This window comes from Peribacillus sp. YIM B13482 (genome assembly GCF_042787975.1).
Classification (GTDB): domain Bacteria; phylum Bacillota; class Bacilli; order Bacillales; family DSM-1321; genus Peribacillus; species Peribacillus simplex_A.
Map to the genome: position 1 here is coordinate 63783 of NZ_JBHZPF010000015.1, position 18398 is coordinate 82180.

Consider the following 18398-nt stretch of genomic DNA (forward strand, 5'->3'; position numbering starts at 1 on the left):
TTACATTTAATAAATTTAGTTGTTTTTTCGAAAGTATCGAAATATATATGAAATAATTACCTATTTTATGATATCCTTACAATTAAACTAACTTTTCTGAAATATTAAAATATTTTTATTCTAAATCATATTAAGGTATGTAAATCGATATGTTCAATAAATAGATATAAACTTATCGATAGTTATTTAAGAATAATAAATTTTTAAATAATCGTTCTGCACAAATAACCGGGCTTCATAACTTTACTGTATAACAGTCATAAAGAAAATGATTTTTTATTGCAGAAAAATATTCCTGTAGTTATAAAATATGAAAAAAATGTGATTATTTTGGATGAAAACTATTGTATAAATGTAAAAAATTGATTAAAATTTTAAATAATTATCAGAAGATTAGTTATTTTCTCGATAAAATAGTTTAGGGGGATCAAGGATGAAGAAAGCTATTTTGCAAATAGAGAACCTAACTACCTCATTTCGAATCCGTAACAAATATCATGCAGCGGTGGATGATGTTTCATTTACGGTGAATGAAAATGAAATTGTTGCAGTTGTTGGTGAATCAGGTTGTGGAAAGAGTGCATTGGCCTTATCTATCATGCAATTACATAATAAGCAGAGAACGAAATCCGAAGGAACCATAAATTATAATGGCCAAAATCTACTAAAGTTGAATGATATGCAAATGAATAAAGTCCGTGGTAAGGAAATGGGCATGATATTCCAGGAACCTTTAACGGCTTTGAACCCGCTCATGACAATTGGAAAACAGATCGAGGAGAATCTGGATTACCATACTGAACTTTCCAGGGATGAAAAAAAGAACAGGACAATAGAGCTTTTGACACAAGTCGGAATTCCTTATCCTGAACGGACGTACAAGCAATATCCGCATGAGCTCTCGGGTGGAATGCGGCAGAGGGCGATGATTTCGATTGCCATTGCTTGCAACCCTGCACTGGTCATTGCCGATGAACCCACGACGGCACTGGATGTTACGATTCAAGCGCAAATACTTGATTTGCTGAAAGATATCCAAAGCAGGACAAAAATGGGGATCATCTTAATTACACATGATCTGAGCGTCGTTGCAGAGGTCGCTGACAGGATCGTTGTCATGTATGCCGGACAGGTAGTGGAAACGGGATTTGTTAAAGAGATATTCAATAATCCGCTGCATCCATATACGAGGTCGTTATTAAATTCGATTCCTTCGGCTACAAATGAGAAAAACCGTTTGCACGTTATTGAGGGAATCGTCCCATCGATAGCGAAAATGGATAGGATAGGTTGCCGTTTCCAGGATAGGATTCCTTGGATACCAAAACATGCGCATGAAGAGGCGCCCCAACTTCACGATGTGGGCAACGATCATTTTGTACGATGTACCTGCTATAAGGAATTTTATTTTCAAGCTGAAGGAGATGCATCGACACATGACATTACTCAAAGTAGATAATTTAAAAGTGCATTTTCCAATAAGGGGCGGTTTTTTCCGAAGGGTGGTCGATCACGTAAAGGCTGTGGACGGTGTTTCCTTTGAACTGCAGCAAGGGGAGACATATGGTTTGGTAGGAGAATCCGGTAGCGGCAAGTCCACGACAGGCAAGGCAGTGGTTAAGCTGAATGATGTGACATCCGGACAAATCCTGTTTGAAGGCAGGGATTTAGCATCATTAAGTAGAAAAGAGATTAAACCATTTAGAAAAGATATCCAAATGATTTTCCAAGACCCGTATTCATCATTGAATCCCAAGAAGAGGGTGCTGGACATCATTGCCGAACCGCTGAGGAACTTCGAACGGTTATCACCAGCGGAGGAAAAGAAAATCGTCCAGGACTTCTTGGACAAAGTCGGGCTTAGTCCTGAATCGATTCACAAGTATCCTCATGAATTTTCAGGGGGCCAGCGCCAGCGGATTGGAATAGCCAGATCATTGACATTGAAGCCTAAGCTGATCATTGCTGATGAACCGGTATCAGCCCTGGATGTTTCCGTTCAGGCACAAGTTTTGAATTTCCTTCAGGATCTCCAACAGGAGTTCAATTTGACTTATTTATTTGTCGGGCATGATTTAGGCGTAATCCGGCATATGTGTGACCGGATGGGTGTTATGTACCGAGGTAGATTGGTAGAGGAAGGTAAAAGTGAGGAAATCTATGAAAATCCCCAACATATTTATACGAAACGCCTGATTGCCGCCATTCCGGATTTAGAGCCAGAAGTTCGTGAGGATAAAGTGCGGCTTAGAAAAAAACTCACTTCAGAATATGAGTCAACCTACTCGAAATATTTCGATGAGAATGGACGTGCTTACGATTTGAAGCCAATCTCGGCAACACATAGAGTCGCATTACAATAAGGAGGTGGAAAGAATATGTGGAAGTTTATCCTCAGACGTTTATTAGGTATGATCCCGCAGCTCTTTTTATTGAGCATCATCGTTTTCATGATGGCCAAAGCCATGCCGGGAGATGCCTTATCAGGCCAGGAAATCAACCCCAGGGCCAATCCAGCCGAGCTCGATAGGATCAGGGAAGAATTGGGTCTGAATGATCCTTGGTATCAACAATATTTAAGGTGGGCATCCAATGCTGTACAGGGGGATTTCGGTATTTCCTATACACATAAAACGCCCGTTATGGATGTTATCGAAGACAGGCTTTGGAACACGGTGTTCCTGGCGTTGGTCACTCTGATCTTTACATATATGCTTGCGATTCCATTAGGCATACTTAGCGGAAGGTATAACGATACGTGGGTGGATAAAACCGTTACGGGTTATAGTTATGCAGGGTTTGGCACACCGATATTCATCTTTGCGTTAATCATGTTATTCATTTTCGGATTCGCCTTGGATTGGTTCCCATCCGGCGGCAGTGTCGATTCAAAAGTGGATGAAGGCACATTCGCCTATGTTGTAAGTAAGATCAATCATTTGATATTACCCGCTTTAAGTACAGCATTAATTGCAACTACAAGTACGATCCAATATTTGCGAAATGAAATCATCGATAATAAAATCAAGGATTTCGTCAGGACTGCGCGTTCAAAGGGAGTGCCTGAATCAAAAGTATATTCACGTCATATCCTTAGAAATTCTTTTTTACCGATAGCAGCATTCTTAGGTTATGAAATTACTGGATTGATCGGCGGCGCGGTCATAATCGAGACCATTTTCAGTTATCCGGGACTTGGGCAGCTTTTCCTTAGCTCAGTCAGTCTGCGGGATTTCAGTGTAGTGACGGCCATCGTCATGATGACGGGATTTGCCACTCTGCTTGGCACCCTTCTTTCGGACATCATACTTAGTGCGGTCGATCCGCGCATACGGATAGAATAGGGGCGGGGTGAGTCGTATGGAAATGAAAGTAGAAACCGGAAAGAACATACAAGTGAAAGATGTAAGCCCTTCAGGAATCAAAATCATCTGGCAGGAAATTAAAAAGGATAAACTTGCCATGGGCTCATTGGTTATATTAGCAGCTATTTTGCTGTTTGTTTATGGTGCGGCTTTCTTCATGGATGCCAAAGAAATTGCCAAGGTCGATTTCCTCTCCATTTATCTGGAGCCATCTTCAGACTATTGGCTCGGTACCGATTATGGTGGCCGGGATGTATTCGGACAACTGATCATCGGTACGAGAAACTCATTTACCATCAGTTTGTTCATTACCTTATTCACGGCAATCATCGGTTTATCATTAGGGCTTCTTGCTGGTTACTTTGGCGGGGCAACCGATAATGTGATCATGCGTGTTATCGATTTCGTGATTGCCCTACCTCAATTGATGTTCATCATCGTTGTAGTCACGATTGTACCAGTATTCAATGTGTATGTTTTCATATTGATCATGACGATGTTTTTATGGACAGGAAAGGCACGGCTAATTCGTTCAAAAGCTTTGTCAGAGCGTGAGCTGGACTATATCCACGCCTCACAAACACTCGGGACGCCACATTGGAAAATCATCATGTTTCAGCTTCTGCCTAATGTCAGTTCACTGATTATCGTAAATTTCATTTTGAATCTTGCAGGCAATATTGGCCTAGAATCCAGTTTGACTTTCTTAGGATTCGGTCTTCCGGAGAGCACACCGAGTCTCGGGACGCTTATCAGTTATGCTCAAAATCCAGATGTTCTGGAAAACAAGTGGTGGATATGGGTACCCGCATCACTCATGATTTTAGTGTTGATGCTGAGTATAAATTTCGTTGGTCAAGCGTTAAAACGCGCCGCCGATGCAAGACAAAGAAGAGGATAAAAAAGGGGAGTGTAGGATATGAAAATCAAAAGCTACAGTAAGGTATTAAGTGCATTGGCCATTTCGTCTCTACTGCTTGCTGCATGTTCGGATGATACGGAGAAATCGTCAACGAAAGAGAAAAAAGGGAAAGATGTCGAACAGGTTGATACCTCCAAATTCCCGACAAAGACGACTAACCAAGGAGAGCCTATTGAAGGCGGTCATTTGACATATGGATTGGTATCCAATACCCCGTTTGAAGGGATATTAAACAAAGTTTTCTATCAAGGCGAACCCGATAACCAAGTTATCACATTCTTTGATGAAGATTTGTTGGATACAGACGAAAACTATGTTTTCACGAATGAAGGTGCCGCTTCCTATGAGATTTCAGACGATCATAAAACGGTTACACTTACGATTAAGGATAATGTAAATTGGCAAGATGGGAAGCCTGTGACTGGTGCCGATTTAGAATATGCGTATCTCGTCATGGGAAGCAAAGATTACAAAGGTGTACGCTATGATGAACAAATGGCTTTAATCGAGGGTATGGAAGAGTATCATGAAGGGAAAGCCGATAGCATTTCAGGGATTAAAGTGGACGGAAAGAAAATCACTTTCACTTTCAAGAAAGGGAATCCATCCGTCACGACTGGTTTATGGACATATCCGCTTCATAAAGAATACTTAAAAGATGTACCAATTGCGAAGTTGGAATCTTCTGATAAAATCCGTAAAAACCCGATTGGTTTTGGACCATTTAAAGTGAAGAAGATCGTTCAAGGGGAAGCGGTTGAATTCGAAGCGAATAAGGATTACTGGCGCGGTGCTCCAAAATTGGACAGCGTGACATTGAAAGTCGTGAATCCGTCTGTTGTCGTTAAATCCCTTGAAAATGGTGACCTTGATGTAGCTGAGGTCCTGGCTGAGCATTATGAACAGGCCAAGGAATTGGATAATGTCGAATTATTGGGCAAAGTTGAATTGGCTTATTCCTATATTGGTTTCAATTTCGGTTATTATGATAAGGAAAAAGAAGAAAATGTTATGGATGAGAATCCAAAATTCAAAGACAAGCGCCTTCGTCAGGCAATGGCCTATGCCATCAATAATGAAGAAGTTGGCGAAAAGATGTTCAAGGGCCTTCGCTTCCCTGCCAACTCGGTCATTACACCGAACTTTAAATATAACAATAAAGATGTAAAAGCATATGAATATGATCCTGAAAAAGCGAAAAAACTTTTGGATGAAGCAGGATTTGTAGATACGAATAAGGATGGCATTCGTGAAGATGCGGATGGAAAAGAGTTCAAGATCAACTTTGCTTCCATGAGTGGATCCGATGTTTCTGAGCCTTTAGCAAGGTATTATATCCAACAATGGGAACAAGTGGGATTGGACGTTGAATTGCAGGATGGCAGGCTTCATGAGTTCAATTCATTCTATGACCTTTTGAAAAAGGATAATGACAAAGTTGATATTTACCAAGCTGCATGGGGAGTAGCTTCCGATCCGGATCCATCAGGCTTATGGTCTAGATCTGCAGAATTTAACTATACCCGCTGGGTGAATGATAAAAATGATGAGCTTCTTGCTAAAGGGATTTCAGAGGAAGCTTTCGATGATCAATATCGGATCGACACATATAATGAGTGGCAAGAATTGATCCATGAAGAGGTTCCAGTCATTCCGACATTATTCCGTTATCAATTGGCGGGAGTGAATGAACGCGTTACGGGATATGATTACCTAGCGGAGCGACAATATAAATGGTTCAATGTCGGTGTCACTAAATAAAAAATTGTATGAATCCAATCGGCTGCCTTTATGGGCGGTCGATTTTTTTGCGTTTCAAGGGTGTGGATTAAGGTTATATAGTAAGTAATTGGAAGTGTGGTATTTATGTTAGTGAGATATCCTAATGAACAAAGAGAGAGTTAGAAATATTGTTTACTGAATCGGTTGGCCGGTTACTGAAACCTCAGGAAATCATTGCAGACATTGTTGCCTTTCCTAGACGGAATGAGAATTACCTTCTTGGAATATATGAAGGAATTTCCGACAAGCAAAGAAAGTTGAAATAAGTTGAACTTTCATCATGGAGGAGGATTTTTATGAGAAACGAAGATATGAGCAGATATAAAGTATGGCGCGATAAATGGAAAAGAAAAATGAATATGGATAATTTGGCGATATATGGCATTACTACATTAGTCATGGCCATCTTGCCTATTTTGGCCCATATGAGTTAAATCGATATAAGGACCGCCATTTGGCGGTCCTTTATATGTTAAAAGTTGGCATGAATAGATATAATAAAAAAAAGAGGAAAGGAGAGATATGTATGAGTATTATCGAAGAAAAGAAAATCGTATCTTACATAAAAGAGTTAGTATCAATACCCAGTCCCTCCGGCTATACGGAGCAAGTCATTAAATATGCGGGTGAATTCATGGAAAATAGGCAGGTCCCTTACAAGATCACGAATAAAGGAGCATTACTTGCTTCATTAAAAGGAGAAGATGATGGCAAACATCGTTTGCTGACTGCCCATGTCGATACACTAGGGGCCATGGTAAAGGAAATTAAGTCAAATGGCCGCCTTAAATTGACGATGATCGGTGGTTTCCGATGGAATTCAGTGGAAGGGGAGTATTGTAAAATCCATACGGCTGATGGGGCGATTATCACCGGGACCATTTTAATCAATCAGACCTCTGTCCATGTATATAAAAATGCCGGGGATGCCAAGCGTGATGATGAGACAATTGAAGTCCGTATCGATGCAGTCGTGAAAACCAAGGCGGAAACGGAGGCCATTGGCATTGCAGTTGGAGATTTTGTCTCCTTTGAACCGAGAGTGGAAATGACAGATGCAGGCTTTTTGAAATCAAGGCATTTGGATGATAAAGCTAGCGTTGGCATCCTCCTTCATATCATTGACCTTATTTCCGCAGGAAAGATAAAATTGGCATATACGACCCATTTCCTGATTTCCAACAATGAAGAAATCGGCTATGGCGGTAATTCCAATATCCCAGAGAAAACAGTCGAATATTTAGCCGTCGATATGGGTGCGATCGGTGATGGACAATCGACGGATGAATACAGCGTTTCCATTTGTGCTAAAGACTCCTCAGGCCCTTATCATTATAAATTGCGTCAGCATCTTGTCACACTTGCCCAAGCGAATGCTGTCGACTACCGTGTCGATATTTATCCGTATTATGGATCGGACGCTTCCGCTGCAATCCGGGCAGGGTATGATGTCGTGCATGGTCTAATCGGACCGGGGATTGATGCATCTCACGCCTTTGAGAGAACACATATCTCTTCATTAAAACATACGGCCAATCTGATTTTGCATTATATACAATCAGAGTTGGTGTAATCGTGAAAAAAGCCCGCACTCAAGTCATATGAGTGCGGGTTTTAAACTGGCTTTTATAGCGATAGTTTTATTTTATGTGAGTTTCGGTCATATACTCGTGAATTTCGCACATTTACTCATGAATTTCGCCATTTTACTCGTGAGTTTCGCGCATTTACTCGTGAATGCCAAATAATAATTTTTTATAATGTTAACTCTTGTGGAGGTTGACCATTGTTGTTCATCAACCGGATGCTTTCAGGCTTAATTTGAAGGATTAAATAATTTGGATCGTTTGGACTGTCAAACCAATTTTCAAATGACTCATTCCATAATTTATCTTTTAATTCCTGTGAATCGTTAATTTTCGAGGTACCTGAGATTTCTAAGTAAGAATCGCCTAATCCTTCATTTTCATAACCAATCAGGATATGAACATTTGGATTCTTTTCAATTTCATCAATTTTTTCCGTATTTGCATTCGTTGGCGTGTATAAAGTTAATTCTTCATTAAAAAATGTCATATAGCGTGAATGTGGTTTGTTATTTTCTACAGATGATAAAACTCCTATTTTATGATCACGGATGATGTTCAATACTTTTTCTTTTAATTGGTTTTGGCTCATCTTTGCACACTCCTTTTATTTTTTACTCTATTACTTTTCCTCTCTTTTCATTAAGTTAAACAAAATTCTGCTGTTTGCCATTTTTATGAATGAAGACCTAGACAAGTTGCCATACTAGTCATTATGTGTTCTGTATAGAGCAACTTAATGATCTTAATCCATTTGTAAAGGTGAGTATGAGGAATGAATTGTGGTGAATTACTTATCATTGGCGGGGCAGAGGATAAGTGCCTTGAAGGTGAAGTATTAAATAAATTTGTCGAGCTTGCAAACCGTTCAGATGGCGGAATAGGAATATTGCCTACAGCGAGTGAAATTCCTGAGGAAGTGAGTACCGAGTATATCAAGATTTTCAGGGATTTAGGCGTGGACAGGGTGGAAGTGATCAAGCTGGATTCAAGGCAGGATGCAGACGATCCGGAGATTTGTAAACAGCTGATATCCTTTTCTGCCATCTTCATTACTGGAGGAAACCAAAGCCGGTTATCTGAGCGGATTGGAAAATCCAAATTCCATCATGCCCTTTCTAATGCCTGGCATAAAGGAATGGTGATAGCAGGGACAAGTGCTGGCGCCTCCATTTTAGGTAAGCATATGATCGTTGCTGCTGACACAATGCTGAATGATAATAAGTTAAAGGTAGAGATTGGGATAGGTTTCGGCTTCCTTGACGACCTGATAATTGACCAACATTTTTCCCAGCGTGGCCGCTTTGACCGTCTGTTAAGTGCGATAGCAGGGAATAAAGAAATTATGGGTATTGGCATTGATGAAAATACAGCAATTTTAGTTAAAGAAGGATATTTTGAAGTATTTGGCCAACATCAAGTATTAGTTCTTGATGGCAGCAACAGTGATTATATCAATATCACATCTTCCGATAATGGCAGTGAAGAGTTGACTCTCTCGGGATTTAATCTTCATGCACTTACCAGGGGATACCGCTTTGACCTGCTTACCAGGAAATTGTTGATGAAAAAGGGGATCCAACCATGATTATCAATCGAGTCCGTTATTTAAAAGGACCTAATTATTTTGCTTATACACCGACGATTTGCATTGAATTGGATATAGGGGAATTGGAAGAGAAACCATCTGATTCGATTCCTGGATTCAATGAAAAATTATTGAGGACGCTCCCGAACCTGGGAAGCCATACATGTTCAAAAGGGTATCGAGGCGGTTTTGCTGAAAGGCTTAGAAAAGGTACATGGATGGGACATATTTTAGAGCATATGACGATTGAGCTTCAAAACTTAGCTGGAATTGATGCCATTCGGGGAAAAACGGTAATGATGGAAAAGAAGGGTCATTATTATGTAACCTTCGACTATAAGGAGCCTCAGTCAGGTCTTCAAGCTTTTTTAGCAGCAAAAGATATTGTGGAAGCCATCCTGAATGGTGAAAACCTTATAAATGTACAATTTTATGTAAAACAAATAGAGCAGCTATATTATAAAAATAAACTGGGGCCTAGTACAGAAGCCATTTTTAAGGCTGCGCAGGCAAAAGATATCCCTGTCGAGCGAATGGGTGATGAAAGTTTACTACGTATAGGAACCGGTTCAAGGCAAAAGTATGTCCAGGCGACAATTTCTAGCCAGACTTCGAATATTGCCGTGGAGAATTCATGTGATAAATCATTGACCAAATCTATATTAAAAGGGTGTGGCCTTTCTGTACCTGAAGGGGATATTGCCCATTCCATTGAAGAAATCTTTACCACAGCGGACAAGCTGGGTTTTCCACTGGTTATAAAACCGTATAACGGTAGACAGGGAGAGGGTGTCATCACCCATATTAAAAATAAGGATGAACTATTCAATGTAGTCAATTGTTTGGAGCCACATGTGGAGAAGTACATTGTCGAACGACATATTGAAGGACATGATTACAGGATATTGATAGTAAATGGAGAACTTATAGCTGCTAGTTTAAGGCTTCCTCCCTATGTTATTGGAAACGGTAAGGAAACGATACGCAAGTTGATAGAAAAGGAAAATCGTAATGCATTGCGTGGAGAAGGTCATGAAAAACCGATGTCAAAAATCCCCCTTACACATACCGTGACGTGTTATTTGGAAAAATCGAACCGGACACTGGATACAATTCCGAATCAAGGAGAAGTGGTTCAAGTTGTCGGCAATGCAAATCTTTCGACTGGTGGAAAGGCAATAGATGTAACGGACCAGGTCCATCCAACCATTAAGAATATGGCACGTGCTGCCGCAAAAGCAATCGGTTTGGATATAGCCGGAATAGACTTGATCTGTGAGGATATCTCAAAATCAATCGAACATTCACGGACTGCGATAATCGAGGTGAACGCTGCACCGGGAATTCGAATGCATCACTATCCGAGTGAAGGGAAAAAAAGGGATGTAGGCAAAGCCATTATCGATTATTTATTTCCGACACGGGAAGAGGCGGCGATACCGATCATCGCGGTGACCGGAACAAATGGAAAAACGACAACGACCCGATTGGTTCATTATTTTCTTTCAAATGAAAATACGAAGGTAGGAATGACGAATTCCGATGGAGTATATATCGGCGATAAGGTATTGGATCAAGGTGACTGCAGTGGCCCGGTCAGTGCAAAAATGGTATTGGCACATCCTGAAGTTGATGTAGCTGTATTAGAAACGGCACGGGGCGGGATTCTGCGTGAAGGTCTGGCATTTCGTCAGTGTGATGTTGGCATCATTACAAATGTTAGTGAGGATCACCTCGGCCGTGATGGAATTGAAACATTGGATGATCTCATAAAATTAAAGAGGCTGGTAGCCGAAATCGTTCAAAAAACAGGCTATTGTGTGCTGAATGCAGATGATCCGAATGTAGCTGCCATGGAAGCTTTTACAGATGGGGAAGTGATTTTTACTTCTACAGATGCCACCCAGCCTCAGGTGAAGGCCGCCATTAAGAGAGGATGTAAAGTTTGGTTTGTCAATGAACAAGGTATGATCTGCCATTCATCAGATGGTGTCATTTCTCAGTTTATGGATTGCACGATGATTCCAATAACGATTTCCGGCAATGCACGTCATAATATCGCCAATTTACTTCAGGCGTTAGCCGCAGCCCAAACCCAAGGCATATCCATGGAAGAACTAAGAAGGAAGGCTGTCACGTTTATGCCTGATACGAATTTGTCCAAAGGGCGTTTCAATTTAAAAAAGTTGAATGATCGAACGATCATCATTGACTATGCCCATAATGAAGCAGGATTAAAGGCCATATTCGAAACGGTCAGTGCCTATAACAAAAATCGTCTTATCACTGTTTTGGCAGGGCCGGGGGACCGCATTGATGAAGAGCTCATCAGACTATCCAAGGTGGCGGCAATGAATTCTGATCTGTTCATCATTAAAGAAGACGATGATTTGCGGGGAAGGGAGCCTCTCGAAGTAGCGAGGCTGCTTAAGGAAGCTGCGGTAGAAGCAGGGTTACATAAAGATCAGGCATTTATCGTTCTTAATGAATTGGACGCATTCGTAAAAGCTTGGGAAACATCACAACCTGGTGATCTATTATTGTTCTTCTACACGGATTTTGAATATGTAAAGCGGTTTTTCGAAAAAGTTGCGACAAATCCATTGCCAAAAAAATAAAAGAAAGTGCATTACCAGGGCGAAATAATCTGGAATCAAAATGATATCAAAAGCTAATTTTCAGTACCATTATAACATTTGAAAGCCATGCTTCCCATTTTCATGAAAGGGAAGCATGGCCTTTGCACTTATTTATTAGCGTTAATCCATAGGATGCCAGTCGCTTTTTGTGTTGTGATATTTCCATGACCATCTGCAGCTTTTACTTCCACAACGGCACCAGGTGCCTTTACATTCGCTGTTGCAGTATAGTAGCCAACATAATGTCCTGAAGATGTTTCTTTCATCGGCAATTCAGTTGCATTTGCGATGCTCCTTGCATTTGTCAAAGGCATCAGTATCGAGAAACTGGTTGTTAGTCCGGGTTCACTGTCAAATTCGATTTTGACCGATTCGCCGCTTTTCAAGATCTTATCCTCTTTCGGCAATAAATCAGTTATTTCCGGGGCGATATACTTTGCATCGATCGAGACGGATTTTGTGCTTTTATTGCCTGCCTTGTCCAGTGCGACTACCTTAATGTAATTGATACCTTCATTCAACATTAGTCGATAGGAAAAGGTGTTGTCTCTCACAGTAGCTTTCTGACCATTTACTTTGACATTATTAAGGTTTTCATCCGAAATCGTACCTGTAACGATTACCGATTCACGGTTGGTTTTGGAACCGTCTGCAGGTGCAGTAATTGCAAGTTCCGGTTTAGCCGTATCCAATATCACTTTTACAGATGGAGAGGCCTCAGTAGAACCTTGACTAGTTCGAGCTTTTGCTGTCAAAGTATTTTCACCATTCCTTAATGTGACTGGAACAGTGAAGGTTCCTGTTCCAGTTGAGTCAGTACTTGCTACTTTCTCACCTTTGTTAAAAATATCTACCTTTGTTGCAGGTGCGGATATACCTTCAACTGTTACTTCTTTTTGATTCGAATACGCATTGTCTTTAGGAGAGGTAATTACAGGTTCCTTCACTTCGTAATTGACAGTGGCACGAATCATGTAGTTTCCTTCCTCAGTTGGTGATTGCGACCATGAACCACCGACACCCTGCCAGCTTCGTCCTGCATTAGGTCCATCTTCATCTGTACCTAATCCTGGAGCATTCGGATTGGCCTTCGATTGGGTATAAACAATAAAGAAATCACCCTCAACCATGATTCCATGCTCGCTCAGATCAATATGTGTCCATTGACCGTCACGCAACGCAGTCTTATTGAAAGGACCTGCGATTTTTTTACCTGGCGATCCTTCTGTTCCTGAAGCATCATATACAGAAACTTGGAATTCAGTCCCGCCCGGAACAGGCCATGTGGTATCCCAGAAGCGTAAGAGAGCGCCGGTTACATTTGCCGATTTATTTCCCGAAGCTAGCGACATCTTTACTGCCCAGCTGTTTCCTGCCGCATTATAGGCACGGGCATTTTCTGCTGTTCCGTCGTCATACTTAATCTCATCTGGGTACCCGATGAACGGTTTCAGTTCAATATCTTTCGTGGAGTTATTACCGTCCGAAATCGTTACTGATGCTTCATTGCCGTAATAAGAAGGAGCCATGACTTTCAAGGTGTATTTACCTTCATAAGCAGTTAAGGAGTATTCACCCTTTGAATTTGTGGTAACCGGTTTAATGGCAGCATCTTCAAGAAGGTAAACTGTAGCACCAGAAACTGGTTCACCAGAAATTTTGTTGGTAATTGTACCGTTGATTGTACCTTTGGGAATTTCTTGAAGTGTAAAGTTCGCAGTTGATATGTCATCCTGTTCTACGTTGACTCTTGCTGTTTGCGATAGATACCCATAAGTTTCTGCTTGCAAAGTGTATGAACCTGATGCATGTGTTAGTTGGTAGGAACCATCTTGTGGGTTTGTATACACAGATCTTCCTGTTTCTAAAACACTGACCTGGGCCTGCAATGGAAGAAGTAATGGAGCAGGCTGTGCTTTTTTAGGGTCACTTTTCACTTTTTCCGCAATGGGCTTAATTTTATCAGGATCAACTTTCGGTTTGGCTGAAACGGAAGAGTCAGACTTGTTTATACCTAATCCTGTTTTAGCTTTTGCAGATGGTTGAAGGGCAGTATCAGCCAATTTAACATCATCAATATACCAGCCAGGTTTTTGGACTGAACCATCAGATGTTACATTAAAGGCAATATAGATTCGTTCTCCAGCATATTGGCTAAGGTTTACTTCACCATCAATCCAACTATTGGACTTATCGTTAAAACGAGCTGCTTGAACCCAGTTCGTTCCATCTTTAGAGATAAATAAATGGGCGAAATCATAATTCTTTTCAAGTTCGTACCAATGTTTAAATTGTAAATAGCTTGTCCCTTCTGGAACATCGATTGGAGGCATCTGCAGACTCATGTTGGCACCATTGGAATAGTTTCCAGCAAGATTTGTTGCATAAACCTTTTGACCGGAAGATGCAGAACCTGGTCCGCTGGACGGAACGCCCCAATCCCAGTCATTATTCGTGCCAAATGAGCTCCATCCAGTTGTTGGTTTCTCTTCGAAATCCTCTGTATAACCTAATCCAATTCCAGGCAAAAGATCGATGGTATAATCATCTGTAGCTGTCTCTGAACCACCGAAGTCTATAGCGGTCCATTTATAAACGATGGTATCTTCCGTCAACTCCGAACCCGGAATAGTAGCCTCAAACGTTCCCGATTTATGGTCACCGTCAGATTTTTCACCTTTGATTTCAGCCCAAGTTCCATCGGCTTTTTGATAGCTAAGGGTAACGGAAGTGACACTTACATTATCAGACACTTCAGCCTGAAGCGATAGATTCATTTTTTTATACGACTTTTCTGGTGCTTGATGCGAAATGACAGCTGCTTCTGAGTCATCTCCAGACTTGGTTACTTTTCCTTCAATTTTCCCAAGTCCGCTTACAACTGATGAAACTGCATCAAATGCATTTACAAGGCCATAGCCATAGGCATGGTTGGGCGTTACTGGATAATTATTGTCTGTCAATGGAGTAGCAGTTGTTAGTAAGATTTCCTCAAGTTGGTCAACTGTTAAGCTGGCATTTGTTTGTCTTAATAGAGCAGCAACCGCTGAAATGTGAGGACCTGCCATAGATGTCCCGTTCCATCCGCCTTCATATGAACCGCCAGGAACGGCAGAACGAATGTTGACGCCTGGTGCAGAAATATCCGGTTTAATTTCTCCGTAGGGTGATGGTCCGCGTAAGGAAAAACTGCCGACTTTATTGTTTAGGTCGGTTGCTCCAGTGGCAAATGCCTCTGGATAGTTCGCTGGATTCGCTACTGAACCAGCACCGCCTGGATTTGATAATGTAGTGTTTCCTGCAGAAAATTCCGGGAATATCTCTGCAGCTTTCCAGGCTTGTACCATTGGACGGTACCACTCATCGAGACCTGCTCCGCCCCCCCAAGAGTTATTGACAACATCAGGTGTTTTCTCAGGATGGGGATTTCCAGAAGCATCTTTCGGAGCGATAACCCATTCTCCTGCCTCTAATAAATCTATGTCTGACCCGCCATCTTCAGAAAACGCTTTAACGGAAATGAATGTGGCACCTGGGGCAACTCCGATTTGATTTGCACCATTTGGTTCAGAACCTACCATCGTACCGATTGTATGTGTTCCATGACCCAAGTCATCATAGGGAGCGGCTTGTCCGCCAACTGCATCAAACCAATTATATTCATTGTTTGGCACGTCTGGATTGGCAGGATTATACCCGCGATACTTTGTTTTCAGTGCTGGATGGTTCCACTGAACTCCTGTATCGATAGAAGCGATAACCGTACCCGCACCATCAATGCCCATATTCCAGACAGCAGGTGCTCCGATTTTTTCGATATTCCATTCAACGGAAGATGTTTCTGCTTTCGTTTTACTTGCGCTTGAGCTTTTAAGGTCTTTCGAAGCGACAGTCTTGCTTGCCGGCGTAATAAGCTGTCTTGTTTCATTTGGCATAATTTTTTCTACTTCGGGGAAAACTGCGATTTGCTCCATAACATCCTTTGTGGCTGTCACGGCAATCGCATTAACAATATAAAAAGATTGAAAATCCTTTGCATTACCGGCTTTTTCTTGCTTTTTTAAGTAGTTCTTAATATTGACTTGTGTTTCAAGAGCAGTAGCACGAAGCTCGGAGACTACACTTGATCGTTTAAGTAACTTTGAATTATTTGCAGATAATTTTTGTGATTTTGCTGTTTTTGCAGCTTTTGAGGATACGTCCTTGGTGTCTACTTGTTCTTTGAATTTAACGAGAAATGTCACCTTTTCGTTTTTTTCATATTGGGAAAGTACTTTTGCGGCGATTTTCTTTTGATTCTTTCCCGATAATTCATCTTTAGCGGAAGTATGAAGTTTATTAGATGCTGCTGTGATGGAGCTTGTCGGCAGAATGATCGATCCAATAAGTATGATCGTGAATAATAAACCTAACCATTTTCTTTTGTTTTGCAAGTTTTTTCCTCCTATTCCATTTTCAAAGAACAAAAAGCGACCAGCCTATACCCAATTTCCCCTCCTTTCTAAATAATTGGCCACTATGTAGAACCATGTTAATGATAACCAATAAACATATGAAAAAAATGTCATATTTTGGAATTAAAAATGCTATTTCGTGAAAATGAACACATTGTAGGAAGAGTATGAATGGAAAAATAAGGGAAAATACCTCTGATTTGAAAAGAGAACGGAAGGAATATGAAAAAAACATGCTATTCTACGGGTGTCGAAAGGACTCTTTTTTATTTCAAAAATAAAAATGGTAATAAAGGTTCAAAATGTCTTGTTTACTATTTGTTATATAGACGGCAATCTTTACTCGAGACATGTCAGTGAATGAAAAGTCCTTGAATGAAAAAAAAAGCTAATCCAATTTGGATTAGCTTTTTTTCATAACCGTTTCATTCTTCGTAGGCACATTGGCATGATCTTTTTTATAAACTCGTTGCAGCACGATGGACTGAACAATCATGAATAAACCTCCGATTGACCAATACAGTGGCAATGCTGCAGGAGCGGAGAAAGAAATGAATAAAATCATCACTGGTGAGAGCAGGCTCATCACCTTCATTTGTTTCTGCTGTTCTTCCGGCATTTGTCTCATGGAAATGACTGATTGGAAATAATAGATGACACCAGCGATAATCGCCATGGCAATATTCGGCTGGCCAAGGCTGAACCAAAGGAAATTATGGGTCGCAATTTCATGGGAACCTTGAATCGCATAATAAAAGCCCATTAGAATCGGCATTTGGATTAAAAGCGGCAGACAGCCCATATTTAGCGGATTGACTCCGTGCTTTTGGTATAGCTGCATCATTTCCTGTTGCAGGGCCTTTTGTTTAACTGGATCCTTAGTCTCTTTAATTTTCTGCTGGATTGCTGCCATTTCTGGTTTCAGCCCATTCATCTTCGTTTTCATGCTGAGCTGTGTTTTATATTGCTTGGCAGTCAGTGGAAGCAAGACTAGACGGATGAGAAATGTCATCATAATGATACTTAAACCATAGTTACCATTAAATATATCAGCATTGAATTCAAGCATTTTTGTCATGGGGTTAACCAATGCTGTATGAAATGGGCCGCTCGTTGCTGCAGAGCATCCTGTCAAAAGGGTCGTAGCTAAAAATAGGACGGTAATTAGTAACATGCTTTTCTTCTTCAAAATAATTCCTCCTCGAATTGTAAGTGGTTAAACAACAATAAGGAGGCTTGGTTCATCTGAATCATCGAGTGAATCCTTTTGCTTTTGCCGGATAAATGTGAAAAAGCGCTGTGCACCCCGCCAGTCAAAAATGCTGCATGCTTGAACAGGGGATTTACCTTTATCTGAGTGAATCGAAGCTTGATATTTATCATTCAAAAGCGATTGCTTTTTATTTAAGAAGTAAAACGCAGCCAGTGGAAAGACAAAGGTCAATAAGTAACCTGCCCATACCGCATGACGAACGGTCTGATAATCGAATTCTAATAATAATTCCCACATAGGAATCCCTCGTTTTTTCTAAGATAAAAAAATTTAGTTCCGCTGGCCTCCACGTTGATTTAGGGGCCAGGAATGACTATCTTGATTTAATGAGTTTAAATCATTAAGAACACTATATCAAATTTTAGTGCATGAAAGCTAAAAAATATAGGGTTATTTTCAAAAAATACACAGGGAATATTTTCTGGAATATTAATTTGACATTAAGCGTCTTGCAGAATACAGATCGTGAATGTAATTCGAGCGAAGATTGCACAAATGGACATTCGTCTACATATGGATAAAAGGAAGTTCAAATATGAGGTGAAGAAGTATAAAACCGACCGATACAATCGACCAAAATAACGGTACCGAAAACTCCGTGTCAGGTAAAAGATGGAGACGAAGCCACCAGCGATGGGCCTATTATGGAACGGACGCGCATGAAATACCATCATTTCAATGTTTTAAAAAACCAATCCGCATGAGGGATTGGTTTTTTATTTTGGCTCTTTTCGTAAAGATTGTTGTTTTTAAAACGAAACTATTTAAGGTTGATTGGAGCGGAAGTGC

The 18398-nt window shown here is 40.7% G+C and carries 14 protein-coding genes; 10 read left to right on the forward strand and 4 right to left on the reverse strand.

The features are described 5' to 3' along the window. Window positions 1–433: 433 nt before the first annotated feature. The 8 genes from ACFX4L_RS10110 to ACFX4L_RS10145 all read left to right on the forward strand — a co-directional run bounded on the left by ACFX4L_RS10110 (window position 434) and on the right by ACFX4L_RS10145 (window position 7642). On the forward strand, window positions 434–1459 hold the full coding sequence (locus tag ACFX4L_RS10110) for an ABC transporter ATP-binding protein (RefSeq protein ID WP_377383981.1): 1026 nt from the start codon (window positions 434–436) through the stop codon (window positions 1457–1459). Continuing rightward, the gene (locus tag ACFX4L_RS10115) at window positions 1437–2363 is read left to right on the forward strand and encodes an ABC transporter ATP-binding protein (protein ID WP_061462189.1); all 927 of its coding nucleotides are present in this window, start codon (window positions 1437–1439) and stop codon (window positions 2361–2363) included. The genes ACFX4L_RS10110 and ACFX4L_RS10115 overlap by 23 nt, the downstream gene beginning before the upstream one ends. A gap of 15 nt (window positions 2364–2378) precedes the next feature. Then, window positions 2379–3344 (forward strand): oligopeptide ABC transporter permease, encoded by a 966-nt coding sequence (gene opp4B / locus ACFX4L_RS10120; RefSeq protein ID WP_061462190.1) that lies wholly within the window; start codon window positions 2379–2381, stop codon window positions 3342–3344. Between the two features lie 22 nt (window positions 3345–3366). Continuing rightward, on the forward strand, window positions 3367–4266 hold the full coding sequence (locus ACFX4L_RS10125) for an ABC transporter permease (RefSeq protein WP_377384010.1): 900 nt from the start codon (window positions 3367–3369) through the stop codon (window positions 4264–4266). Between the two features lie 18 nt (window positions 4267–4284). Continuing rightward, the gene (gene opp4A / locus ACFX4L_RS10130) at window positions 4285–6048 is read left to right on the forward strand and encodes an oligopeptide ABC transporter substrate-binding protein (protein ID WP_377383984.1); all 1764 of its coding nucleotides are present in this window, start codon (window positions 4285–4287) and stop codon (window positions 6046–6048) included. Window positions 6049–6197: 149 nt separating this feature from the next. Beyond that, window positions 6198–6335: a hypothetical protein gene (locus ACFX4L_RS10135; protein WP_377383987.1), complete on the forward strand. Its 138-nt coding sequence runs from the start codon at window positions 6198–6200 to the stop codon at window positions 6333–6335. A gap of 30 nt (window positions 6336–6365) precedes the next feature. Further along, entirely contained in the window at window positions 6366–6503 is a 138-nt protein-coding gene (locus ACFX4L_RS10140) for a hypothetical protein (protein ID WP_377404957.1), read from the forward strand. Between the two features lie 92 nt (window positions 6504–6595). Beyond that, on the forward strand, window positions 6596–7642 hold the full coding sequence (locus tag ACFX4L_RS10145) for a M42 family metallopeptidase (protein WP_377404961.1): 1047 nt from the start codon (window positions 6596–6598) through the stop codon (window positions 7640–7642). A gap of 182 nt (window positions 7643–7824) precedes the next feature. Here ACFX4L_RS10145 and ACFX4L_RS10150 read toward each other — a convergent pair whose 3' ends face one another. Further along, window positions 7825–8247 (reverse strand): pyridoxamine 5'-phosphate oxidase family protein, encoded by a 423-nt coding sequence (locus ACFX4L_RS10150; RefSeq protein ID WP_061462194.1) that lies wholly within the window; start codon window positions 8245–8247, stop codon window positions 7825–7827. A gap of 183 nt (window positions 8248–8430) precedes the next feature. Here ACFX4L_RS10150 and ACFX4L_RS10155 point away from each other — a divergent pair, with 183 nt between their 5' ends. Both ACFX4L_RS10155 and cphA read left to right on the forward strand, forming a co-directional pair. Further along, complete coding sequence (locus ACFX4L_RS10155; protein ID WP_089364148.1) at window positions 8431–9243, forward strand: cyanophycinase; 813 nt, start codon at window positions 8431–8433, stop codon at window positions 9241–9243. After that, window positions 9240–11861: a cyanophycin synthetase gene (cphA, locus tag ACFX4L_RS10160; RefSeq protein ID WP_377404963.1), complete on the forward strand. Its 2622-nt coding sequence runs from the start codon at window positions 9240–9242 to the stop codon at window positions 11859–11861. Before ACFX4L_RS10155 ends, cphA begins: the two co-directional genes overlap by 4 nt. A gap of 128 nt (window positions 11862–11989) precedes the next feature. On the opposite strand, the gene ACFX4L_RS10165 is transcribed toward cphA, so the two are convergent. The 3 genes from ACFX4L_RS10165 to ACFX4L_RS10175 form a co-directional block, all read right to left on the reverse strand. After that, the gene (locus tag ACFX4L_RS10165) at window positions 11990–16315 is read right to left on the reverse strand and encodes a S8 family serine peptidase (RefSeq protein ID WP_377404966.1); all 4326 of its coding nucleotides are present in this window, start codon (window positions 16313–16315) and stop codon (window positions 11990–11992) included. A gap of 424 nt (window positions 16316–16739) precedes the next feature. Then, window positions 16740–17525: a membrane protein insertase YidC gene (gene yidC, locus ACFX4L_RS10170; RefSeq protein ID WP_289320777.1), complete on the reverse strand. Its 786-nt coding sequence runs from the start codon at window positions 17523–17525 to the stop codon at window positions 16740–16742. A gap of 27 nt (window positions 17526–17552) precedes the next feature. Next, window positions 17553–17846 (reverse strand): hypothetical protein, encoded by a 294-nt coding sequence (locus ACFX4L_RS10175; protein ID WP_061462197.1) that lies wholly within the window; start codon window positions 17844–17846, stop codon window positions 17553–17555. Window positions 17847–18398: the final 552 nt, after the last annotated feature.